The organism is Pseudomonas sp. URMO17WK12:I9 (genome assembly GCF_900230165.1).
Classification (GTDB): domain Bacteria; phylum Pseudomonadota; class Gammaproteobacteria; order Pseudomonadales; family Pseudomonadaceae; genus Aquipseudomonas; species Aquipseudomonas fulva.
The window spans coordinates 974657-995979 of record NZ_OCMQ01000001.1; the positions used below are offsets into that span (position 1 = coordinate 974657).

23 protein-coding genes and 2 tRNA genes are annotated in these 21323 nt (G+C 59.7%); 17 read left to right on the forward strand and 8 right to left on the reverse strand.

Features of this window, described 5'->3' with window-relative positions; genetic code table 11:
* Nucleotides 1-265 precede the first annotated feature (265 nt).
* The gene (locus CRP40_RS04325; protein WP_027916096.1) at nt 266-949 is read left to right on the forward strand and encodes a peptidase C39 family protein; all 684 of its coding nucleotides are present in this window, start codon (nt 266-268) and stop codon (nt 947-949) included.
* A 149-nt stretch (nt 950-1098) separates the two neighbouring features.
* Here the strand turns inward: CRP40_RS04325 and CRP40_RS04330 are convergent, their stop codons facing one another.
* Entirely contained in the window at nt 1099-2382 is a 1284-nt protein-coding gene (locus tag CRP40_RS04330) for an FAD-binding oxidoreductase (protein ID WP_027916095.1), read from the reverse strand.
* Nucleotides 2383-2581: 199 nt separating this feature from the next.
* Here CRP40_RS04330 and CRP40_RS04335 point away from each other — a divergent pair.
* The 3 genes from CRP40_RS04335 (at nt 2582) to CRP40_RS04345 (ending at nt 3598) form a co-directional block, all read left to right on the forward strand.
* Nucleotides 2582-2658: transfer RNA gene (locus CRP40_RS04335), tRNA-Val, on the forward strand.
* A 160-nt stretch (nt 2659-2818) separates the two neighbouring features.
* Nucleotides 2819-2895 (forward strand) — tRNA-Val (locus tag CRP40_RS04340).
* A gap of 133 nt (nt 2896-3028) precedes the next feature.
* Nucleotides 3029-3598 (forward strand): SPOR domain-containing protein, encoded by a 570-nt coding sequence (locus CRP40_RS04345; protein WP_027916094.1) that lies wholly within the window; start codon nt 3029-3031, stop codon nt 3596-3598.
* An 18-nt stretch (nt 3599-3616) separates the two neighbouring features.
* Here CRP40_RS04345 and CRP40_RS04350 read toward each other — a convergent pair whose 3' ends face one another.
* Both CRP40_RS04350 and CRP40_RS04355 read right to left on the reverse strand, forming a co-directional pair.
* The gene (locus CRP40_RS04350; protein WP_027916093.1) at nt 3617-4306 is read right to left on the reverse strand and encodes an endonuclease I family protein; all 690 of its coding nucleotides are present in this window, start codon (nt 4304-4306) and stop codon (nt 3617-3619) included.
* 6 nt (nt 4307-4312) lie between these two features.
* Complete coding sequence (locus tag CRP40_RS04355; RefSeq protein WP_027916092.1) at nt 4313-4558, reverse strand: DUF1654 domain-containing protein; 246 nt, start codon at nt 4556-4558, stop codon at nt 4313-4315.
* Nucleotides 4559-4824: 266 nt separating this feature from the next.
* On the opposite strand from CRP40_RS04355, the gene CRP40_RS04360 reads away from it, so the two are divergent.
* A complete protein-coding gene (locus CRP40_RS04360; protein WP_239930193.1) occupies nt 4825-6822 on the forward strand; it encodes a TonB-dependent receptor in 1998 nt (665 codons plus the stop codon).
* Between the two features lie 85 nt (nt 6823-6907).
* Here CRP40_RS04360 and CRP40_RS04365 read toward each other — a convergent pair whose 3' ends face one another.
* Nucleotides 6908-7411 (reverse strand): hypothetical protein, encoded by a 504-nt coding sequence (locus CRP40_RS04365; RefSeq protein WP_027916090.1) that lies wholly within the window; start codon nt 7409-7411, stop codon nt 6908-6910.
* A gap of 458 nt (nt 7412-7869) precedes the next feature.
* Nucleotides 7870-8958 (reverse strand): asparaginase, encoded by a 1089-nt coding sequence (locus CRP40_RS04370; protein WP_027916089.1) that lies wholly within the window; start codon nt 8956-8958, stop codon nt 7870-7872.
* A 375-nt stretch (nt 8959-9333) separates the two neighbouring features.
* Between CRP40_RS04370 and CRP40_RS04375 the strand changes: the two genes are divergently transcribed.
* Genes CRP40_RS04375 through CRP40_RS04405 form a run of 7 tightly spaced genes read left to right on the forward strand, consistent with a single transcriptional unit; the run spans nt 9334 to nt 16249 of the window.
* On the forward strand, nt 9334-10293 hold the full coding sequence (locus CRP40_RS04375; protein WP_027916088.1) for a sugar ABC transporter substrate-binding protein: 960 nt from the start codon (nt 9334-9336) through the stop codon (nt 10291-10293).
* Between the two features lie 20 nt (nt 10294-10313).
* Nucleotides 10314-11867: a sugar ABC transporter ATP-binding protein gene (locus CRP40_RS04380; protein WP_027916087.1), complete on the forward strand. Its 1554-nt coding sequence runs from the start codon at nt 10314-10316 to the stop codon at nt 11865-11867.
* On the forward strand, nt 11864-12859 hold the full coding sequence (locus CRP40_RS04385) for an ABC transporter permease (protein WP_027916086.1): 996 nt from the start codon (nt 11864-11866) through the stop codon (nt 12857-12859). The genes CRP40_RS04380 and CRP40_RS04385 overlap by 4 nt, the downstream gene beginning before the upstream one ends.
* 3 nt (nt 12860-12862) lie before the next feature.
* The gene (locus CRP40_RS04390) at nt 12863-13885 is read left to right on the forward strand and encodes a LacI family DNA-binding transcriptional regulator (protein WP_027916085.1); all 1023 of its coding nucleotides are present in this window, start codon (nt 12863-12865) and stop codon (nt 13883-13885) included.
* A gap of 9 nt (nt 13886-13894) precedes the next feature.
* Nucleotides 13895-14803: a ribokinase gene (rbsK, locus tag CRP40_RS04395; protein ID WP_027916084.1), complete on the forward strand. Its 909-nt coding sequence runs from the start codon at nt 13895-13897 to the stop codon at nt 14801-14803.
* A complete protein-coding gene (gene rbsD, locus CRP40_RS04400; protein WP_027916083.1) occupies nt 14800-15198 on the forward strand; it encodes a D-ribose pyranase in 399 nt (132 codons plus the stop codon). Before rbsK ends, rbsD begins: the two co-directional genes overlap by 4 nt.
* A gap of 49 nt (nt 15199-15247) precedes the next feature.
* Nucleotides 15248-16249, forward strand: coding sequence for a nucleoside hydrolase (locus CRP40_RS04405; protein WP_027916082.1), 1002 nt, complete (start codon nt 15248-15250; stop codon nt 16247-16249).
* On the opposite strand, the gene CRP40_RS04410 is transcribed toward CRP40_RS04405, so the two are convergent.
* A complete protein-coding gene (locus CRP40_RS04410) occupies nt 16221-16433 on the reverse strand; it encodes a hypothetical protein (protein ID WP_027916081.1) in 213 nt (70 codons plus the stop codon). The two genes, CRP40_RS04405 and CRP40_RS04410, sit on opposite strands and share 29 nt — an antisense overlap.
* Nucleotides 16434-16691: 258 nt before the next feature.
* Between CRP40_RS04410 and CRP40_RS04415 the strand changes: the two genes are divergently transcribed.
* Nucleotides 16692-17012: an I78 family peptidase inhibitor gene (locus CRP40_RS04415; RefSeq protein ID WP_027916080.1), complete on the forward strand. Its 321-nt coding sequence runs from the start codon at nt 16692-16694 to the stop codon at nt 17010-17012.
* Between the two features lie 105 nt (nt 17013-17117).
* Here CRP40_RS04415 and CRP40_RS04420 read toward each other — a convergent pair whose 3' ends face one another.
* Together CRP40_RS04420 and CRP40_RS04425 are read right to left on the reverse strand one after the other, a co-directional pair.
* Nucleotides 17118-17330: a cold-shock protein gene (locus tag CRP40_RS04420; protein WP_027916079.1), complete on the reverse strand. Its 213-nt coding sequence runs from the start codon at nt 17328-17330 to the stop codon at nt 17118-17120.
* 162 nt (nt 17331-17492) lie between these two features.
* Entirely contained in the window at nt 17493-17798 is a 306-nt protein-coding gene (locus tag CRP40_RS04425; protein WP_027916078.1) for a hypothetical protein, read from the reverse strand.
* Nucleotides 17799-18134: 336 nt separating this feature from the next.
* On the opposite strand from CRP40_RS04425, the gene thrS reads away from it, so the two are divergent.
* The 4 genes from thrS to rplT all read left to right on the forward strand — a co-directional run bounded on the left by thrS (nt 18135) and on the right by rplT (nt 21249).
* A complete protein-coding gene (thrS, locus tag CRP40_RS04430; RefSeq protein ID WP_027916077.1) occupies nt 18135-20057 on the forward strand; it encodes a threonine--tRNA ligase in 1923 nt (640 codons plus the stop codon).
* Nucleotides 20057-20608 carry a translation initiation factor IF-3 gene (gene infC, locus CRP40_RS04435; RefSeq protein WP_173645890.1) on the forward strand — a complete coding sequence of 184 codons (552 nt, stop codon included), beginning with the start codon at nt 20057-20059 and terminating at the stop codon, nt 20606-20608. Before thrS ends, infC begins: the two co-directional genes overlap by 1 nt.
* 62 nt (nt 20609-20670) lie before the next feature.
* Nucleotides 20671-20865, forward strand: coding sequence for a 50S ribosomal protein L35 (gene rpmI / locus CRP40_RS04440; RefSeq protein ID WP_003250667.1), 195 nt, complete (start codon nt 20671-20673; stop codon nt 20863-20865).
* A 27-nt stretch (nt 20866-20892) separates the two neighbouring features.
* Nucleotides 20893-21249: a 50S ribosomal protein L20 gene (rplT, locus tag CRP40_RS04445; RefSeq protein WP_003250671.1), complete on the forward strand. Its 357-nt coding sequence runs from the start codon at nt 20893-20895 to the stop codon at nt 21247-21249.
* Nucleotides 21250-21323 lie beyond the last annotated feature (74 nt).

Consider the following 21323-nt stretch of genomic DNA (forward strand, 5'->3'; position numbering starts at 1 on the left):
AGCCACATGCACACCAACATGATGATTGCCAAGGTCATATTCATTTGTGCCTCCATCTCTACGGCGAGCGCTTGATACGCCAGCGATTGCCTTCCAGACACTTGATTAGTGTAGCCCTTGCGTGGGTACGTTCCATCGAATAACGCCTGCGGTGCCGAGATGATTCGCCAACATGCCCTGTCGGACTGTACCGCCATCGTTGTGGGACCTATCATCGCGAACACAGCAGGGCGCTGCCTGCCCTGCGTTCAGCAAGCGAGTATCCATGCCCAATTTCACCTTCTCGTCGCCGACCAAGGTCGTTCGCCAGCTCATCCTGGCGTGCTGGTTGGGTGTCACCTTGGCAGGTTGTGCCGGGACACCTTCTACCGCACTCCAGGGCCTGCCCCAGCGGGTGGAGCTCAGCAGCGTTCCGTTCTACCGCGGTAACGCCAACCACAGCGCAGCCATGGCATTGGCCGCGATTCTGTCGCAGCAAGGTGCGCCCATCACGCCTGGGCTGCTCGATCAGCCGCTGAACCTGCCCACAGGTATCGACAGCCTAGATACCAGCATCCCGCGCGTTGCGCGCGACTACGGTAGGGTGGTGTACCCCTTGGACAAGCGGCTAGATGCCTTGTTGACGCAGGTGGCCGCTGGAAACCCGGTGCTGGTTCGCTACCAGGACGGTTCGGCATGGTGGAGCGAACCCAGGTATGCGGTATTGATAGGGTATGACCGTTACAAACAGCGTGTGCTGATGCGTGCAGGCATGCAGCGCCGCCTGGTGATGGCATTCGACGATTTTGCCTCTGCCTGGGCGAAAGAGGGCCGTTGGGCAATCCTGGTGCAGCCGCCGGGGGAGTTGCCGGCGAACGTTGACCGTCAGCGCTGGCAACAGGCCGCTGACGATCTGGCGCGTGCGGGCCAGGAACTGGCGGCCAGGCAGGCCCTGGACAGCCTCAAGTGAGGCTGCTCGCATCAGGCTTCCCACGGTCACTGAAGGCGTGGCCTTGCCGGGGCGCTGGACTGGCCGGCATGGGCCGCAACGCGGCCCGGCGAACATGAGTGAACCCCATCACGCCAGTGGCAGCCCTTTACCGGTTGCCACGCCTTGACTCAGAAGCCCAGACGGTCACGCAAGCTGTAGTACCAAGCGCCCAAGGCACTGAAGGGCACGCGCAGCATCTGACCGCCCGGGAAGGGGTAGTGCGGCAGCCCGGCAAAGGCATCGAACCGCTCCGCCTGGCCACGCATGGCCTCGGCCAGGACTTTGCCTGCCAGATGGGTATAGGTGACCCCGTGCCCTGAGCACCCCTGGGAATAATAGATGTTGTCACCGATACGGCCGACTTGTGGCAGACGCGACAAGGTGAGCAGGAAGTTGCCGGTCCAGGCGTAGTCGATCTTGACGTTCTTCAACTGCGGGAAGGCCTTGAGCATCTTCGGACGAATGATCGCCTCGATGTTGGCCGGATCCCGTGCACCATAAACCACGCCGCCTCCAAAGATCAGGCGCTTGTCGCTGGTCAGGCGATAGTAGTCGAGCAGGTAGTTGCAGTCTTCGACGCAGTAGTCCTGGGGAAGCAGTGTGCGCGCCAGTTCATCGCCCAGGGGTTCGGTCGTGATGACCTGTGTACCGCAAGGCATCGACTTGGCGGCAAGCTCCGGGACCAGGTTGCCCAGGTAGGCGTTGCCCGCCACGATGATGAACTTGGCGCGCACTTTACCCTGTGGGGTATGCACGACCGGGTTGGCGCCGCGCTCGATGCGCACCGCCGGAGTTTGTTCATAGATGGTGCCGCCCAACGATTCGACCGCAGCAGCTTCGCCGAGGGCCAGGTTGAGTGGATGGATATGCCCGCCGCTCATGTCGAGCATGCCGCCGATGTAGTTGTCGCAGGCCACCACTTCGCGGATGCGCTGTTGATCCATCAGCTCCAGCTGGTTGTGGCCGAAACGTTCCCACAGGCGCTTTTGCGATTCCAGGTGACCCATTTGTTTGCTGGTCAGCGCAGCGAACACGCCACCGTCCTTGAGGTCGCACTGGATGTTGTACTTGGCCACCCGCTCGCGAATGATGCGCCCGCCTTCGAAGGCCATCTGGCCTAGCAGCTGGGCTTGGCGAGCACCCACGGTGCGCTCGATGACATCGATGTCGCGGCTGTAGCTGTTGACGATCTGGCCACCGTTGCGGCCCGATGCGCCGAAGCCTACCTTGGCCGCTTCGACAATGCTTACCTTGAAGCCATTTTCCAGAAGGAACAGGGCGCTGGACAAGCCGGTGTAGCCCGCGCCGATGATGCAGACATCGGTTTGCACCTCACCCTGCAGCGCCGGACGTGGCGGCACCGGGTTGGCCGAGGCGGCGTAGTAGGACTGGGGGTAGGGGGTGTTAGCCATGCTGCAGAACCTCGTGTTTTATATTTTTAACGAATGTAGCGATGCTATCAATAATAATAAACACCCGCTAGTCGTCCGCTGAAAATCATGAACAGTGCTCGCGCCTGACGCCTCTTTATAAAGAGTTTGCAATTCAGTGGGTTAGCTTCAAAAAAACTGTTGACACGCCTTTGTAATTGCGTAGAATGCGCACCACGACAGGCACATAGCTCAGTTGGTTAGAGCACCACCTTGACATGGTGGGGGTCGTTGGTTCGAGTCCAATTGTGCCTACCAAATTGAAAAAGGGTGATCCGCAAGGGTCACCCTTTTTTGCGTTTTGCTTTGGAAGCTCTTAGATGGCTCCAATTCTCCGGCTGCTCGAAAGTTTTTGATTTATATCGAAAAAAAAGCTTTACAGGTGTTCAGTGAGTCTCTACTATGCGCACCACACGACAGGCACATAGCTCAGTTGGTTAGAGCACCACCTTGACATGGTGGGGGTCGTTGGTTCGAGTCCAATTGTGCCTACCAAATCCCAAAAAGGGCGATCAGAAATGATCGCCCTTTTTGCATGCCCGGCGGAATCAGCCTGTAACCTTTGGCCGCAGTTCGATGCTCAGTCTCGCGTGGTAGAATCCGCCTCTTCGAACCTGGAGGTACACGCGTGCGCAAACTGGTGGTGGTAATGGCAGTGCTGGCCCTGGCGGGCTGTGACAACGAGGTGGAGGGCGTGCACAAGCGTGTGGCCGAACACCTGCAAAATCCCAAGACCGCCAAGTTCGGTAACGTTCGCATCGATACGCAGGGTACGATCTGCGGTCAGGTGCGCGGCAAGGACGATGCCGGCCAATTCCAGGCCTACCGCAGCTATGTGGCCATCAAACGCGACGGTCAGTACGAAATCATTGTCGACGACAATGGCGACAACCTGCGTATTCGGGAGCTGTGTGGGGGTGCTGAATTGCAGCGCCGTGCGCAAGCGCTCGAAGGTGAGCCCGCGCCAGAGGGATGGGACGTCGAAGTGGTCCAGGGCGCCAACATGGGTGCACTCAGCGACATGACCGCGCGTCTGATCGAGAAAGGTATTCCGTCTTCGGTGGAGTACCGGGACGGCAAGCCTGTGGTGCTGCTGGGGCCGTTTCCTACCCGGGAGCAGGCGCAGGCCCGTCGCGATGAAGTCATGGCCAAGCTTGGCACCGACTCGGTGGTCATCCAGCACGGCGCAGCCCGCTAAGCGCTCGTGGCCGGTCGATCAGCTGCACGCCTTGAGGTCGACCGGCCCTACAAACTCATTACCGTGCCCCATCAGGCACCCGACCCGCTGGTTGCGTTGATACTCCCAAGGCTGCGGCGGATACGTCTTGTTCCATGCCTCGAACAGCTGACGGTCCTGCCTTGAGAGGCGCAAGTTGTATTGCTTGCTCATGTAGAAATAGGTGCGTGCAATCATGCCGCGGATCGAAGGCCGCGGCATGACCTTCCTGGCCTTGAAATCCACCTGGGTAAGGCATTGGCCGTATTGCCCACGTTGTTCCGGCAGCCAGCCGAAGCTGTAGTTGCTGCGGTCGCCGTTGACCTCCCCAACGCTTGGCACCAGATTGTGCAGGTCGGCTTCGGCGCGTTTGTATACCTCGTCGTGCTGCGAGCAGGCCTTACGACCGCCGCTTTGCCAACACTGGCGCTGATGGCCGATTTGCCAGGCCGGCACGATGTGCTCCCACTCGATGCGTGAAGCGCGTTGGGCATTCTTGCGTGGTGAATACCCACATGAAGCCATATCGACTTTGTTGCCGTTGTATTTGCAACCGCAGTAGAACTCGGTGGATTGTGGTGCGTAGAGTTGCCTGGCCACCTTCTTGGCTTCCTGGAACGTGCGGGGCGCATCGGCATAGGCAAGCGGAGCCATCAGCAGGCAGGCAGCTGCAATAAGCGAAACTCTCATGCGCGGTCAGTCTTCCTTGGGCACGGTCCAGAAAAGCTGTACGCCACCATCGTCGCGGTGGGCGAGGGTAACGTTGTCATTTTCGGCAATCTCGGCCAGCAACGTGTCCCAGTCCTCTGGTGTTTCCTGTTCCAGGCGAAAAATCAAAGCCGCCCGGCTGCGCTGGGCAATGGGGTTGTTGATGATTTTCTGAATGCGCATGCCCAATTGTTGGTAGCTGGCAGGTGAGGGCGAGGAGGTAGACACAGTCATTTCCTTTTTTTGCTGTATGCACGTACAGTATTTCACTGTAAGGGATTTCGCAACAGTTTGAAGGGAAAGTTCTGTGGATCGCCCTCGCCATGTTCGCGATTCAGGCCAGGGTCTGCTGTAATAGCGGCACTTTCCGGAAATTGCTCATGTATCGATTGGTCTTACGCGTTACCTCTTCCACGCACCTCGCCCTGCTGTTTGTCGGTGGTGTCACTTCTCATAATCAAGCCTGGGCCGACCCGGCAACCGCGATCGTTATCGATCCGATGGTTGTCACGGGTGCCTACGCGCCTACCAGCAGCTTCGATCTGCCGTTCTCGGTGGACACGGTCGACCTGTCCAATGGCACCGATGGACAACTTGGCGTCAACTTGTCAGAGGTGCTGACGAAGGTCCCTGGCCTAGTGGTGCAGAATCGCCAGAACTATGCCCAGGACCTGCAGATATCATCCCGCGGGTTTGGTGCTCGCTCTGCATTTGGCGTGCGCGGTATCAAGCTGCTCAGCGATGGTATCCCAGCCAGCACCCCGGATGGACAGGGCCAGGCAGCCACGCTGAACCTGGATGTGGCCGACCGTATCGAGGTGCTGCGCGGCCCGGCCGCTACGCTGTATGGCAGCAACGCTGGCGGTGTTATCCAGATGTTCAGCCGTGACGGGGTGGGGCCGGCTCGCCTGGGTGCCGAAACCACCTTTGGCAGCGATGGCTTCAGCAAGCATCACCTGTCGGCACAGGGGGGCAACGAGATCGGGGGTTTCGTGCTGGACGCTTCGCGCATGGACACCAATGGGTATCGCGACCATAGCGCGGCCAAGCGCGACCAGACGTTCGCCAAGGTGCACATCAGGCCAGATACCGATTCACGCCTGGCGCTGACCTACAGCAGCCTGGAACAGAACAACACGCAAGACCCGCTGGGTCAGCTTTGGTCCAGCTACAAGCACGACCCACGTTCGGTCGCCGATGGCGCAAGGGACTACAACACGCGCAAGAGCATCGATCACCAGCAGGTGGGCATGAACTACGAGCGCTACGTTGGCGACGCTACCCTTCAGTTCAATCTCTACGCAGGGCGTCGGAGCGTGGTGCAGTACCTGTCGATTCCTCGGCAAATCGCCTCCAACAGCCAGCGCGGTGGTGGTGTGGTGGATTTTGACCGCGAGTTTCACGGCGGTACGCTGCGCTGGATTCAGCCGGTACCGGCCGTTCCCGGCCATTTCACGCTCACCGTGGGTGCCGACTACGACCAGAGCACGGATGACCGTCGGGGCTTCCAGAACTTCCGGGGCGACCAACTGGGGGTCAAGGGCGAGCTCAAGCGCGACGAGAAAGACATCGCGACCAGCCTGGACCCCTATGTGCAGGCGCACTGGGAAATCGGCAACTGGACCAGCGAGCTGGGCGTGCGCTACAGCACCATGAAGATGAAGGTCGATGACCACTACCTGGAAAACGGTGACGCCAGCGGTGTCAAGCGCTATCAGCAGGCCAACCCGACGCTGTCGGTGATGTACGCCTTCACGCCTGATCTGCGTGGCTATGCCAGCGTAGGAAAGGGCTTCGAAACGCCTACACAGGCTGAAATGGCCTATGCGCCAGGCTTGCAGGAAAGTTTCAACTTCGGGCTGGACCCAGCAACCAGCAAGCAATATGAACTAGGGGTGAAATATCGCCTGGGCGCGACCACGCGGCTGAATGCTGCCCTGTTCGAGATCCGCACGGATAACGAAATCGTGGTCGATAATTCCACTAACGGCCGCACCAGCTATCACAACGCCGGGCAGACCGTGCGCCGTGGTTTTGAAGCCAGCATGCAGAGCGACTTTGCCGAGCACTGGCAGACCACCTGGGTGTTCACCCATACCGACGCTCGCTACGCCGATGACTTCAAGCAAGGCGGACAAGTCATCGACAGTGGCAATCGCTTGCCGGGCGTGCCGCGAGACAATCTGTATGCAGAAGTGGTGTGGAAACCGACCGCTTCGGTCAGCATGGGGTTCGAGGGGCAGTACCGTAGCAAGGTATTCGTCGAGGACAGCAACCAGCAGAAAGCTGCGCCTGCCTATGCTGTGTTCAACTGGCGCACGCGCTTCGAGCAGCAGGTCGGCCCCTGGACTTTCCATCAACTGGTGCGTCTGGACAACGTGTTCGACCGTCAATACGTGGGTTCGGTGATTGTCGGTGACAGCAATAAACGCTACTACGAGGCAGCCCCAGGGCGTTCGTGGTACGCCGGTGCTGGCTTGGAATATCAGTTCAAGTAGTGAGGTTGAAGCGAGCACACCGTGTACCCATAGCTCAAGCGTCGCGCATCGACACTTGGGCTGAGCATGGAGGCTTGAGTTTTGACTAACGGCTTACGAATTTGATTGCGTTGTCATCAGACCCGAACAGCTTGGATTTGCATGACGAAGCAGCCGCGGTTTTAGTTTGATTCACTTCCAGATGATCAAACCGATCCTTGAATGATGGATAGCTCGCCAGGAACCGACATTCTTTAGCACTAAGATCCTTGAAAGTGATTGAATAGCGACCATGTTCTGAATGGGACGACGGTTCTGAGCGCAGCACAAGCAGGTCTGACCCTCTTGTGCCCTTTTTGAACCAGACCATATTCTCTGCAAATGTATTATTGAGGTCTTTGTAGTTATTGGGGTCATCTTGGAAAGTGGCCTCAATGTCAATTGACAGCAAGGTTATCTGGGCTGGGTCAGCGACCGCTGACTCATAGAACTCCCATACCGCTTTTCCCTGTTTCACCGAGTTGATGGCCTGTGCTGTACTGGCCCACGCGGGGGAGACAATGGACCCAATGAGGAGGATTAGGGCTGCAGAGGCTGTTTTCGAATTCATTACGGTGGTCCTTGGCGATTGGGACGGTAGCGTAGCACGAGCGTTTGCAGGTACGCTTATTCGAACGGGTGCTTCAATACTATCGAAACATGCATTTGGCTAGGCGATCTAAAGCATTCGGCAATGAGGCTTCGTCAAGCCAGGAGGGCGTTCTACTAGGGTATTGGTTTTTCGGCTTTGCGTGAGGTTTTGCGCGTTGCGAAATGGCGCTGTCAGTACGCGCTGACAGTTTTCGAATTAACGGGTGTGCGCTGAACGTGAAGGGTGTTAACTGTGAAAGTGTACGGCGTGCTAGGAGTGCGCTTTCGGAATGAGGAATGCGCTCGGGTATCCATTGGTTTATTGCCGGCAAAATGTGATGCCTGAGCATTATATTTCAGCCATGTAGCTGTAAGCGCCAAGTTTACCTAGCTCCCAAGTACCGGTGCCACAGATGGCACCGGTTACTACAGGGTTGATCAATATTCCCAGAAAATCCGCTGCAGTTCTTTGCTGTCCTGGATCTTGGTCATGGCGACCATGGCCAGGATGCGGGCTTTCTGTGGGTTCAGGTCGTGGGCCACTACCCAATCGTTCTTGTCGTCAGGCTGCTCGGCGTTGCGTAGCACGAAGCCACCCTGGTTGACGTGGGAAGAGCGAATGATCTGCACGCCATTCTTGCGCAACTCCTGCAGTGCGGGCACTACGCGCGAAGATACCGAACCGTTGCCGGTGCCTGCGTGGATCAGCGCCTTGGCGCCGTTCTGTGCCAATGCCTTGTAGGCCGTATCGGTCACGTTCCCGTAGCCGTATGCAATGTCCACCTGAGGCAGGCTGCTGATCTGCTTGATGTCGAATTCCGAGTCCAGGGTGTGGCGCTTGGCTGGCAGGCGGAACCAGTAGGACTTGCCTTCCACGACCATGCCCATCGGGCCCCAGGCGCTCTTGAAGGCTTCGGTCTTGATGTTCACGGACTTGCTGACGTCACGGCCCGACTGGATTTCATCATTGAGCGTCACCAGCACGCCCTTGCCGCGCGACTGCTTATCGCTGGCGACGGCGACGGCGTTGTACAGGTTGAGCATGCCGTCTGCCGACATGGCGGTGCCGGGGCGCATGGAGCCGACGACCACGATAGGCTTGTCGGTTTTTTCGACCAGGTTCAGGAAGTAGGCGGTTTCTTCCAGCGTATCGGTACCGTGGGTGATGACGATGCCATCCACGTCTTTGCTGTCGGCCAGCTCAGCCACCCGCTTGCCCAGCTTGAGCAGATCGTCGTTGGAGATGCTCTCGGAGGCAATCTGCATGACCTGCTCGCCACGCACGTTGGCCAGGTCTGCCAGTTCCGGTACGCCGGCGATCAATTTGTCGACGCCCAACTTGGCGGCCTGGTAAGTGGCGCTATTGGCGGCGCTGGCACCGGCACCGGCTATCGTGCCGCCGGTTGCCAGGATGACCACGTTGGCGAGCTTCTGCTGGGTTTTGGCTTCTTCGGCCGAAACCGTGGTTGGCAGGATCAGCAGCAGGGCGAGTGCGCAGGGGGCAAAGGATTTAAGTGCGGCATTCATCGTTTTTGTGCTCTCTTCCTAATGAGATGGTTTTAGTACGTCGCGCAGTCGGTAAGGCATGTTCCGTACCAGGTCCCCGGGGGCCTCTGTAACAGCTCGTGACACCGCGCTCGGACAGGTTCAACCCCGCAGCGGGCGCTGTTGAGGATGATGTTTTGGCCGGGGCATCGAATGACTTGCGTAATCAGGGCCGGAAGTATTTCATTCGAAAACCCGATTAATTGTAGGGAAACGTGTTCGGTTATCCGGAAATTTACGGATAATCTTGCGCTGGCTTCAGCTAAACGTATTTGACAAACGCCTACCGCGTTCGCATAGTTACCCAGCGCAAACGTTTGCTTTCCGATAAAAAAACAAGATTCGGAGTCATCGCCCATGAAACTGCCTTTCCCAGGCCGCTTGTTGGCCGCCGCTGTTCTTTCTTCTTTGACCATGGCCCTGCCACTGTCTGCTGCTCATGCCGAAGACAAACCCAAGGTGGCGCTGGTCATGAAGTCATTGGCCAATGAGTTTTTCCGCACCATGGAAGACGGCGCCAAGGCCTACCAGAAAACCCATGCAGACGAATTCGACCTGGTTGCCAACGGCATCAAGAATGAGACCGACACGGGCGAGCAGATCCGCATCGTCGAGCAGATGGTCAACGCCGGTGCCAAGGCGCTGGTGATCGCGCCGGCCGACTCCAAGGCATTGGTCTCAGCTGTGAAAAAGGCGATGGACCAGGGGGTGGTGGTGATCAACATCGACAACCGCCTTGACCCTGAACTGCTCAAGAGCAAAGGCATCAGCGTACCGTTCGTAGGCCCTGACAACCGCAAGGGCGCACGCCTGGTGGGCGAGTACCTGGCCAAGGAAAAACTCAAGGCGGGCGATCAGGTGGGCATCATCGAAGGCGTGCCGACCACGACCAATGCCCAGCAGCGTACCGCAGGCTTCAAGGATGCGATGGACGCTGCGCAAATCAAGATCGTCTCTACACAGAGCGGCAACTGGGAAATCGACAAGGGTAATGCCGTCGCTGCGTCCATGCTCAACGAATACCCTGAGCTCAAGGCATTGCTGGCGGGCAACGATAGCATGGCCTTGGGTGCAGTCTCGGCGGTACGGGCCGCTGGCAAGGCTGGCCAGGTGCAGGTTGTCGGTTACGACAACATCAATGCCATCAAGCCCATGATTGCCGATGGCCGCGTACTGGCAACGCTTGACCAGGCAGCTAGCCAGCAGGCTGTGTTCGGTATCCAGGCCGCGCTGAAAATGGTCAAGGGCGAGAAGCCCGATGTGGATGCCGATAACGTCATCCAGACCCCGGTCGAACTGATCACGAAGAAGCCTTGATGCTGCCAGGAGACACGGCGATGTCCGCATCGGTCCATGACGTGGTCCTGACTGCCCGCGGCCTCGGCAAGACGTACGCCCAGCCAGTGCTGGGCGAGGTGAGCCTGGAGCTGCGTGCTGGTGAGGTACTGGCCTTGACCGGCGAGAACGGCGCCGGCAAGAGCACCTTGTCCAAGTTGTTCAGCGGCCTGGAAACCCTCACTGCCGGGCACATGCTGTACCGTGGGCAGGCATATGCGCCGGTCAGTCGCAGCGAGGCCGAGCGCCTCGGCGTGCGCATGGTGATGCAGGAACTGAACCTGTTACCCACCCTGACCGTCGCAGAAAACCTGTTTCTGGACAACCTACCCAGCCGCTTCGGTTGGATCAGCCAGAAGCGCTTACGCCAGATGGCTGTCGATGCCATGGCCCAGGTCGGGCTCGAGGCGATTGACCCCGATACACCGGTCGGAGAATTGGGCATCGGTCACCAGCAAATGGTCGAGATTGCCCGCAACCTGATCGGAGACTGCCACGTGCTGATCTTCGATGAGCCCACCGCCATGTTGACCGCCCGCGAGGTCGAGTTGCTGTTCACCCAGATCGAGCGCTTGCGCGCCCGGGGGGTGGCCATCGTCTATATCTCCCACCGGCTCGAAGAACTGCAGCGCGTCGCGCAACGCATCGTCGTGCTGCGCGACGGCAGGCTGGTATGCGACGAGCCGATCCAGCGCTACAGCAGCGCCGAGTTGGTCAACCTGATGGTTGGGCGTGAGCTGGGAGAACACATCGACCTGGGCCGCCGCTCCATCGGTGGTCCATTGCTCAGGGTGGACAAGCTCAGCCGGGGTGAGAAGGTGCGTGAGGTGTCCTTCGAAGTCCGTGCAGGGGAAATCTTCGGTATCTCCGGGCTGATCGGCGCGGGTCGTACCGAGCTTCTGCGGTTGATCTACGGCGCCGACCGCGCTGACAGCGGTAGCATCGCCCTTGGCCAGCCGCCGCTGCCTGTCACCATCGATTCGCCGAAGTCCGCCGTCAGCGCGGGTATTGCCCTGATCACTGAAGATCGCAAAGGCGAAGGCCTGTTGTTGAGCCAGTCGATCAGCGCCAACATCGCCCTGGGCAACCTGGGTGCGGTGTCGCGGGCCGGTGTCCTGGACCGCGGAGCCGAACGCGAACTGGCCGAGCGGCAAATACAGGCCATGCGCATTCGCAGTGCCGGCGCCGATCAGGTGGTTGGCGAGCTGTCGGGTGGTAATCAGCAGAAGGTGGTAATCGGCCGCTGGCTTGAGCGCGATTGCCAGGTCTTGCTGTTCGACGAGCCCACGCGCGGCATCGACGTCGGTGCCAAGTTCGATATCTACGGGTTGCTCGCCGAACTCGCGCGGCAGGGCAAGGCTTTGGTCGTGGTCTCCAGCGACCTGCGCGAGTTGATGCTGATCTGCGACCGCATCGCGGTCCTGTCTGCCGGTCGCTTGATCGACACCTTCGAACGTGACCACTGGACCCAGGACCAGTTGCTGGCGGCAGCCTTCGCCGGCTATCAGAAACGTGACGCACTGCTGCACCCTGCAGCCCCCAGGATGGACGCATGAAAACCACACCGCTCGAAAACCAAAGCGCTGCCCCGGCACGCCGCAGCGGCACCTACCTGGGCCTTGGTACTTACCTGGGCCTGGCCGGCGCTTTGCTGGCGATGATCGTGCTGTTCTCGATGCTGAGCAGCCATTTCTGGTCATACAGTACCTTCAGTACCCTGGCCAACCAGATACCTGATCTGATGGTATTGGCCGTGGGTATGACATTCGTGCTGATCATCGGCGGCATCGATTTGTCGGTCGGTTCGGTGCTGGCCCTGGCCGCATCGACTGTAAGCGTGGCGATCCTTGGCTGGGGCTGGAGCATCGTGCCGGCTGCACTGCTGGGCATGGCGGTAGCCGCATTGGCTGGCAGCGTTACCGGCGTCGTCACCGTGGCCTGGCGTATCCCTTCGTTCATCGTTTCGCTGGGGGTGCTGGAAATGGCTCGCGGCCTGGCCTACCAGTTCACCGATTCGCGCACGGCCTACATTGGTGATGCCTATGCCTGGTTTTCCAACCCGATAGCCTTCGGGATATCGCCCGCGTTCATCATCGCCTTGCTGGTGATCGTGATCGCTCACCTGGTACTCACCCGTACCGTATTCGGGCGCTACCTGATCGGGATCGGCACCAACGAAGAGGCTGTGCGCCTGGCCGGTATCGATCCGCGTCCCTACAAGGTGCTGGTCTTCGCCCTGATGGGGCTGCTGGCTGGCCTGGCTGCGTTGTTTCAGGTGTCGCGCCTGGAGGCAGCCGACCCCAACGCGGGCTCTGGCCTGGAGTTGCAGGTGATTGCCGCTGTCGTGATCGGCGGTACCAGCCTGATGGGTGGGCGTGGCTCAGTCATCAGCACCTTTTTTGGTGTGCTCATCATTTCGGTGCTGGCGGCAGGCCTTGCGCAGATCGGGGCCAGTGAGCCGACCAAGCGCATCATTACCGGGGCTGTGATCGTTATTGCCGTGGTGCTCGATACTTATCGCAGCCGGCGCGCAGCCCGGCGGAACTGAACCATGGCAACCATCAAAGACGTCGCGGCGCTGGCGGGGATTTCTTACACCACAGTGTCCCATGTGTTGAATAAAACGCGACCGGTGAGCGAGCCTGTCCGGCTCAAAGTCGAGGCCGCCATTCGGGAACTGGACTACGTGCCCAGCGCCGTCGCGCGGTCGTTGAAGGCGCGCAGCACGGCCACCATCGGCTTGCTCGTGCCCAACAGCGTCAACCCTTACTTCGCCGAGCTGGCCCGAGGTATTGAAGACGCCTGCGAGCGCAATGGTTACTGCGTGATCCTGTGCAATTCCGACGACGATCCCCAAAAACAGCGCAACTACCTGCGCGTGCTGCTCGAAAAGCGCATCGATGGGCTGGTGGTCGGGTCGGTAGGGCAGGATGACGACTTGTTGCAAAGCCTGGCAGGGGTGCGCACACCCATGGTCATCGTGGACCGGGAGCTCGAAGGCGTCGACGCCGACCTGGTGCGCATCGATCACGAGCTGGGCGCCTACCTGGCTACGCGCCATCTATTGGAGCTTGGCCATCGGGATATTGCCTACATCGGTGGGCCAGCAGAAACCGGGGTGACGCAGATGCGCCTGCGCGGCTTTCGTCGGGCCTTGGCCGAGGCGGGCGTTACCGTGGCCGCTGAGCGTGTGCGCCACTGCGACTTCACGAGCCCCGGCGGCCACGCTGCAGCTGCCGAGCTGTTGGCAGGGGCGCGGCCGACGGCCATCTTCGCGGGCAACGACATGATCGGCTTCGGCGTATTGCGCGCAGCGGCCGAGCGCCACATTGACGTGCCGGGTGCGCTGTCGGTCATCGGCTTCGATGACATCGAGCTGAGCCGCTACGTCTACCCACCTTTGACCACAGTGGGGCAGTCGATCCGCGAGCTTGGCGAGAGCGCTGCGGCACTGCTGCTGGCGCGTATCGCTCAGCCCTGCAACAGCGCATCGCAGCAGCGCATCGTCACCCCGCGCATCGTTCTGCGCGAGTCCACCGGGCCGCGCCCGGACCTGTTCAACGATTACCGCTAAGGGAACAACATGAGTGCCAAGGTCGTGGTAGTCGGCAGCCTCAACATGGACCTGGTGGCGCGCGCCCAACGCTTGCCACGGCCTGGCGAGACACTGGCCGGCGATACCTTCTTCACCGCCGCCGGAGGCAAGGGGGCCAACCAGGCCGTGGCGGTCGCGCGGCTGGGCGCCAGCGCGGCAATGATTGGCTGCGTAGGCGACGACGCCTACGGCCCGCAATTGCGCAATGCCCTGGAAGTAGAAGGGATTGACTGCCAGGGCGTGGTCACCTGCACCGGCGTGTCCACAGGGGTGGCGATGATCACCGTGGATGCGGCCAGCCAGAACTGCATCGTGATCGTGCCTGGGGGCAACGGGTTGCTGGTGCCAGACGCCGTAGCGCGCTTCGACGGCCTGCTGCAGGCGGCGCAGGTGATCATCTGCCAACTTGAAGTGCCATTGGCTACCGTGGCCTGGACGTTGGCCAGGGGTCGTCAGCTCGGCAAGCGGGTGATACTCAATCCGGCGCCGGCAACGGGGCCGCTGCCCGCCGAATGGTTCAGCCATGTCGATTACCTGACGCCCAACGAAAGCGAGGCCGAGGCGCTGACCGGTGTTGCTGTGCACGATCAGGCCAGCGCTTTATTGGCGGGCGCGCGCCTGCTGGCGCTGGGAGCTGGCAAGGTGATCATCACCCTCGGCGCACAAGGTGCCTTGTTGGTCACGCCCGCTGGCCACCAGCATTATCCAGCACCCGTGGTGCAAGCCTTGGACACCACTGCCGCAGGGGACACCTTCATCGGAGGCTTTGCGGCGGGGCTGGTGCAGGGCCTAGAGGAGGGCGAGGCAATCCGCTTCGGGCAACGGGCTGCTGCCCTGTCGGTGACCCGCGCCGGCGCGCAACCTTCCATTCCCAGGCTCGCGGAGCTACTGCCATGAAGAAGACGCCCTTGCTGAACATTGCACTGTCCCGGACCATTGCCAGCATGGGCCATGGCGACATCCTGATCATCGGCGATGCCGGGTTACCCGTACCGCCCGGCGTCGAGCTGATCGACTTGGCCGTCACCCCGGGGCTGCCTGATTTCGCCAGTGTGCTGCGTTGTGTGCTGAGCGAACTGCAGGTCGAGCGTCACCTGTTGGCCGAAGAAATACAAACCGTGGCGCCGCCGGCTTTTGCAGAAATCGAGCGCCTGAAGGGCACGCTGGGCGAGCGTGAATACATGCCCCATGAAGCATTCAAGCTACTGTCGCGTAAGGCGCGGGCCATGGTACGCACGGGTGAGTGCCAGCCCTACAGCAATATCGCCCTGGTGTCTGGCGTAACGTTCTGACACTGACGGTTTCCTACTCGTTATCCACTGGCAACAGGAGTGCCTCGTCATGCTAAAACCCCTGCTTCAAGGACTCGCTCTCATGGCCGCAGCGTCTGCCGTACAAGCGGCACCCATCGACTTGATCATCGACACCGATCCGGGGGCTGACGATCTGGTTGCACTCTTTCTGGCCATGGCTTCGCCTGATGAGCTTAAGATTCGTGCCATCACGACAGTTGCCGGCAACGTGCGTCTGGAGAAGACCGCCCGTAACGCCCGTCTTGCCCGCGAATGGGCAGGCCGTGAGGATATTCCGGTGTACGCCGGTGCGGGTCGCCCCTTGGTGCGCGCCCCCATTTACGCGGCCGAAGTGCACGGTGAAGAAGGTGTCACCGGGGTAGAGGTACATGAACCCAAGCAGCCTTTGGCGAGCGGCAACGCTGTTCAGTACCTGGTCGACACGCTAGGTACCGCCCCGCCACACAGCGTGACGCTGGCCATGCTTGGGCCACAGACCAACCTGGCGCTGGCCTTGATCCAGCGCCCGGAGATCGCCAAGGGCATCAAGGAAGTGGTGGTGATGGGCGGGGCTCATTTCAACGGTGGCAATATCACGCCTGCGGCCGAGTTCAACCTGTATGCCGACCCACACGCGGCTGCCGTGGTACTGGCAAGTGGCGTACCGTTGACCTACCTGCCCCTGGACGTTACCCACAAGCTGCTGACCAGCGACGCACGGCTCAAGCAACTGGCCGGCGTCAACACACAGGCCAGCAAGCGTGTGGTGGACATCCTCAATGCCTACATCACCCATGACATGGCGTTATACGGAATGCCCGGTGGCCCGGTGCATGACGCCAGCGTCATCGCCTATCTGCTCAAACCCCACCAGTTCAGCGGCCGGCGGATCCACATGACGATCGACACCCGCGAGGGGCCGACCTTCGGCCAGACAGTGGCAGACTGGTACGGGGTGCTCAAGCAACCGGCCAATGTCATGTGGGTAGAGGAGGGGGATGCCCAGGGGCTGTTCGACCTGCTTAGCGAGCGGCTGGCGCGTTTGAAGTAGCAAGGCGTGGCGCATACCGTTCGACCACCTGGTCGATGAAGCCGCGCGCTGCCTCTGCGCCGCGGTCGCGTACCAGGAGGTCGATGGCGATCAGCAGCAACTCCTCCGGGGTGCTGGGGCTATAGGCGCTTTGCCCCTCCGCCCATTTGACCTTGATGTCGGCATCGATGCTGTGGGTGCTCATGAAAAGCTCTCGCTTGCGGCGCGGGATGAAAGAACGAACGTCCAAACCTGGCATTCGTAGCAGGCACTATGCCTTCACTTCTTAAAGTAAATCATGACTTTGCAGGCCAAACCAAGCGGCGTGTGGGCCGGGCGGTAAAATTCGGTCACGATTGTGTCCCCCATCAGCCGCCCTGATGGTGCAGACTTGGCCAGTTTTGCAACGAATTTAAGGTGAGGCTGTCGGATCAGGCAGTTCCCAAATGATCTAGGAGGCTTCATGTTACGTACCCGTGCTTATCTGGCGACCCTGGCGGTGGCTGCTGTCCTGGCGGGCTGCAGCACTGGTGGAGACTCCAGTGGCGGCCAAGTGCCTGAGGCACCTGCGGGCAATGATGGACGCTGCCAGGCCAGCGGCGCTGATTTTGCAGTGGGCAAGATGGGGAGCGCAGAGCTGCTGGAGCAGGCCCGCAAGGCGAGCGGTTCGCAAATGGCGCGCATCCTCAAGCCCCACGATGTGGTGACCCTGGAATACCGCTCAGAGCGGCTCAACTTGAACGTCGACGAGCAAGGGCGCGTGACACGCGTCAACTGCGGCTAAAGATCTAACTCGCGTATCGAGGGCGCCTGTGCCCTGTACGTGAGCCGTCAAAGCCAAGTCAAAAAAAACCCGCCACGAGGGCGGGTTTTTTTACGGCTATCCGAATTACTCCGGACGAACCTGCGCAGCCTGCATGCCCTTCTGGCCGCGCTCGGCGACGAAGGAAACAGTTTGGCCTTCTTTCAGGCTCTTGAAGCCGTCAGATTCGATGGCTTTGAAGTGAACGAACAGGTCGTCGCCGCCGCCTGCTGGGGTGATGAAGCCGAAGCCTTTCTCATCATTGAACCACTTGACGGTGCCTTGTTGGCGATTGGACATGGGTGAATCTCCAGAACATTTAGTATTTTCGGTGGTGCAATGTGGCCGAAGCTACGGAGCACGGGTACATCATAGTCTAATTCTGCGGCTGTCGCGTCTTTTACCTTCACCCCAGTGTGATCCAGCGCAATTTCTTGCCGGATCACCGGCAGCTACACAGCGTCAGCTTTTAGGTGCGCAGGCCTGTTTCACGACGCTTTGCGCCTTTTGCATGAGTTTGGCGTCAACGCCATCCTTGCTGTCGAGGTCGGCAATTTCAGCGTCGGAGAAATTCTTCTTGATCGCTTGTGCACCACAGTCGCAGTGCTTTTTCGCTGCGGCGGCATCAACGCCCTGACCAGTGGCAACTTGCGTGCACTGGGCCATATAGGCATTTTCCTTGCCGGCAGGGAAGTTGCCAGCGTTCGCGGCCATTGGCATCAGCAGGGCGCCAGCGGCCGCAAGGGCCAGAAGAGACGGAACTCGCATAACCGATTACTCCTTGGGTCAGTTCTCATCAAGAGCAGGTTGCTTCCACACGTCTGATAGGGAAGCTGTCGCGGAAGTTCACCGCCGGCGGCAATTTCCAAATATTCCTGCGCACGGCTCTGACTGCGTGCTAGCATGCCCGGCTTGCAGCTGACAACGTCCCCGCTGCTGTTCTATTTTCTTTCCAGTCACTCTGGTTCGTCCGCGCAAGCCCAAAGGCTTCTGCCACTGTGAGGCAGGCTTCCCGTCAAACGGAAGGCAGGTTCGGATCTTGTACTGGCTCATCCCAACCCACGTGACCTTTGGTAGGGGTCACCACTAGGAGAGGAGGCGCCAATGCCCACCATTACTCTTCCCGATGGCAGCCAGCGTTCGTTCGATCACCCCGTGTCCGTTGCCGAGGTCGCCGCATCCATCGGCGCCGGTCTGGCGAAGGCCACCGTTGCCGGCAAGGTAGACGGCAAGCTGGTCGACGCGTGCGACCTGATTCAGAACGACGCTACGCTGCAGATCATCACCCCCAAAGATGAAGAGGGACTGGAGATCATTCGTCACTCGTGCGCCCACCTGGTTGGCCACGCGGTGAAGCAGCTGTATCCGACCGCCAAGATGGTGATCGGCCCTGTGATCGACGAAGGCTTCTATTACGATATCGCTTACGAGCGGCCCTTCACGCCGGATGACCTGGCGGCCATCGAGAAGCGCATGCAGCAGTTGATCGACACGGACTACGACGTCATCAAGAAGATGACTCCGCGCGCTGAAGTCATCGACGTGTTCACCGCCCGTGGCGAAGACTACAAGCTGCGCCTGGTCGAGGACATGCCGAACGAGCAGGCCATGGGCCTGTACTATCACGAAGAATACGTGGACATGTGCCGCGGCCCGCACGTGCCCAACACCCGTTTCCTCAAGGCATTCAAGCTGACCAAGCTGTCCGGCGCCTACTGGCGTGGCGATGCCAAGAACGAACAGTTGCAGCGCGTATACGGCACTGCCTGGGCGGACAAGAAGCAGCTGGCGGCCTACATCCAGCGCATCGAAGAAGCCGAGAAGCGCGACCATCGCAAGATCGGCAAGCAGCTCGACCTGTTCCATTTGCAGGAAGAAGCACCGGGCATGGTGTTCTGGCACGCTAACGGCTGGACTGTCTACCAAGTGCTCGAGCAGTACATGCGTAATGTCCAGCGCGAGAACGGTTATCAGGAAATCAAGACCCCGCAAGTGGTCGACCGCATCCTGTGGGAGCGTTCGGGCCACTGGTCCAACTACGCCGAGAACATGTTCACCACGTCGTCGGAGAGCCGTGACTACGCAGTCAAGCCAATGAACTGCCCCTGCCACGTGCAGGTCTTCAACCAAGGGCTCAAGAGCTACCGCGACCTGCCGCTGCGCCTGGCCGAGTTTGGTGCGTGCCACCGCAACGAGCCATCTGGCGCCCTGCACGGCATCATGCGTGTGCGCGGCTTCGTACAGGACGATGCCCACATCTTCTGCACCGAAGAGCAGGTGAAGAAAGAAGCGGCCGACTTCATCAAGCTGACCCTGGATGTGTACAAGGACTTCGGCTTCAGCGACATCGCCATGAAGTTGTCCACCCGTCCGGCCAAGCGTGTTGGCTCCGAAGAGCTGTGGGACCGTGCCGAGGGCGCGTTGGCCGATGCCCTGAACGAATCTGGCCTGGAGTGGGAATACCAGCCGGGCGAGGGCGCCTTCTATGGGCCGAAGATCGAGTTCACCCTGCGTGACTGCCTCGGCCGTAACTGGCAGTGCGGCACCCTGCAGTACGACCCGAACCTGCCGGAGCGTCTGGACGCCAGCTACATCGCCGAAGACAACAGCCGCGTGCGCCCGGTCATGCTGCACCGCGCCATTCTGGGTTCGTTCGAGCGCTTCATCGGCATGCTGATCGAGCACTACGCCGGCGTGTTCCCTGCCTGGCTGGCGCCGACGCAGGCGGTGATCATGAATATCACCGACAAACAGGCCGATTTTGCCCTTGAAGTTGAGAAAACTCTGAACGGTAGCGGTTTCCGTGCCAAGTCGGACTTGAGAAATGAGAAGATCGGCTTTAAAATCCGTGAGCATACTTTGCTCAAGGTCCCGTACCTTTTGGTTATAGGGGACCGCGAAGTCGAAACGCAGACCGTAGCAGTGCGTACTCGCGAAGGCGCTGACCTGGGCTCCATGCCCGTCGCCCAGTTCGCTGAGCTCCTGACGCAAGCGGTTTCCCGGCGTGGTCGCCAAACAACGGAGTAATGACTATTAAGCGTGAAATGAGAAATGATAAACGTGCTGTACCGAAGGCCCCGATCAACGAGAATATCTCGGCCCGCGAGGTTCGGTTAATTGGCGCAGACGGCGAGCAGGTTGGCATCGTCTCGATTGATGAAGCGCTTCGTATCGCTGAAGAAGCGAAGCTGGATCTGGTGGAAATCTCTGCAGACGCGCTTCCGCCCGTCTGCAAGGTGATGGACTACGGCAAGCACCTCTTCGAGAAGAAGAAGCAGGCCAACGAAGCCAAGAAAAACCAGAAACAGATCCAGATTAAAGAAATCAAGTTTCGTCCAGGGACGGAAGAAGGGGATTACCAGGTAAAACTACGCAACCTGGTACGTTTCCTTACCGAAGGGGACAAGGCCAAGATCTCTCTGAGATTCCGTGGTCGTGAGATGGCCCACCAGGAGCTGGGCATGGAGCTGTTGAAGCGGGTTGAAGCTGACCTGATCGAATACGGTTCCGTCGAGCAGCATCCTAAGATGGAAGGACGCCAGCTTATGATGGTCATCGCCCCCAAAAAGAAGAAGTAATCTCCCGGGCACGGCAGGCCTGATGATTATTGTGTAATTTTTATCGAATGCGGAGTTCCAACATGCCAAAAATGAAAACCAAGAGCGGTGCTGCGAAGCGCTTCCTGAAGACCGCTTCGGGCTTCAAGCACAAGCACGCTTTCAAGAGCCACATCCTGACCAAAATGTCGACCAAGCGTAAGCGTCAACTGCGCGGTGCCAGCTTGCTGCACCCGTCCGACGTGGCAAAAGTCGAGCGCATGCTGCGCGTACGTTAATTCTGGTTAAGATAGAGGAAGTTACTCATGGCTCGTGTTAAGCGTGGCGTCATCGCCCGTAAGCGTCACAAGAAAATTCTGAAACTGGCTAAAGGTTACTACGGTGCACGTTCGCGCGTATTCCGTGTTGCCAAGCAAGCGGTCATCAAGGCAGGCCAATACGCCTACCGCGACCGTCGCCAGAAGAAGCGTCAGTTCCGCGCACTGTGGATCGCTCGTATCAACGCCGGTGCCCGCACCAACGGTCTGTCCTACAGCCGTTTGATTGCTGGCCTGAAAAAGGCTTCGATCGAAATCGACCGTAAGGTTCTGGCCGATCTGGCAGTGAACGAAAAAGCGGCGTTTGCTGCGATTGTCGAGAAAGCTAAAGCCGTTCTGGCTTAAGTACCCGCGACAATCACCCGGCGACGCTTGCGTCGCCGGGCATTGAACGTCATCGATAGGGGAAGAGCCTTCAA

Coding starts and splice junctions, on each gene's coding strand:
- CRP40_RS04360 (WP_239930193.1), top strand. CDS start 4,825: ATGGTTGTCACGGGTGCCTACGCGCCTACCAGCAGCTTCGATCTGCCG.
- CRP40_RS04330 (WP_027916095.1), bottom strand. CDS start 2,382: ATGGCTAACACCCCCTACCCCCAGTCCTACTACGCCGCCTCGGCCAAC.
- CRP40_RS04365 (WP_027916090.1), bottom strand. CDS start 7,411: ATGAATTCGAAAACAGCCTCTGCAGCCCTAATCCTCCTCATTGGGTCC.
- thrS (WP_027916077.1), top strand. CDS start 18,135: ATGCCCACCATTACTCTTCCCGATGGCAGCCAGCGTTCGTTCGATCAC.
- CRP40_RS04375 (WP_027916088.1), top strand. CDS start 9,334: ATGAAACTGCCTTTCCCAGGCCGCTTGTTGGCCGCCGCTGTTCTTTCT.
- CRP40_RS04415 (WP_027916080.1), top strand. CDS start 16,692: ATGTTACGTACCCGTGCTTATCTGGCGACCCTGGCGGTGGCTGCTGTC.
- CRP40_RS04390 (WP_027916085.1), top strand. CDS start 12,863: ATGGCAACCATCAAAGACGTCGCGGCGCTGGCGGGGATTTCTTACACC.
- CRP40_RS04370 (WP_027916089.1), bottom strand. CDS start 8,958: ATGAATGCCGCACTTAAATCCTTTGCCCCCTGCGCACTCGCCCTGCTG.
- rbsD (WP_027916083.1), top strand. CDS start 14,800: ATGAAGAAGACGCCCTTGCTGAACATTGCACTGTCCCGGACCATTGCC.
- CRP40_RS04385 (WP_027916086.1), top strand. CDS start 11,864: ATGAAAACCACACCGCTCGAAAACCAAAGCGCTGCCCCGGCACGCCGC.
- rpmI (WP_003250667.1), top strand. CDS start 20,671: ATGCCAAAAATGAAAACCAAGAGCGGTGCTGCGAAGCGCTTCCTGAAG.
- CRP40_RS04355 (WP_027916092.1), bottom strand. CDS start 4,558: ATGACTGTGTCTACCTCCTCGCCCTCACCTGCCAGCTACCAACAATTG.
- CRP40_RS04380 (WP_027916087.1), top strand. CDS start 10,314: ATGTCCGCATCGGTCCATGACGTGGTCCTGACTGCCCGCGGCCTCGGC.
- rbsK (WP_027916084.1), top strand. CDS start 13,895: ATGAGTGCCAAGGTCGTGGTAGTCGGCAGCCTCAACATGGACCTGGTG.
- CRP40_RS04350 (WP_027916093.1), bottom strand. CDS start 4,306: ATGAGAGTTTCGCTTATTGCAGCTGCCTGCCTGCTGATGGCTCCGCTT.
- CRP40_RS04325 (WP_027916096.1), top strand. CDS start 266: ATGCCCAATTTCACCTTCTCGTCGCCGACCAAGGTCGTTCGCCAGCTC.
- rplT (WP_003250671.1), top strand. CDS start 20,893: ATGGCTCGTGTTAAGCGTGGCGTCATCGCCCGTAAGCGTCACAAGAAA.
- CRP40_RS04425 (WP_027916078.1), bottom strand. CDS start 17,798: ATGCGAGTTCCGTCTCTTCTGGCCCTTGCGGCCGCTGGCGCCCTGCTG.
- infC (WP_173645890.1), top strand. CDS start 20,057: ATGACTATTAAGCGTGAAATGAGAAATGATAAACGTGCTGTACCGAAG.
- CRP40_RS04410 (WP_027916081.1), bottom strand. CDS start 16,433: ATGAGCACCCACAGCATCGATGCCGACATCAAGGTCAAATGGGCGGAG.
- CRP40_RS04405 (WP_027916082.1), top strand. CDS start 15,248: ATGCTAAAACCCCTGCTTCAAGGACTCGCTCTCATGGCCGCAGCGTCT.
- CRP40_RS04420 (WP_027916079.1), bottom strand. CDS start 17,330: ATGTCCAATCGCCAACAAGGCACCGTCAAGTGGTTCAATGATGAGAAA.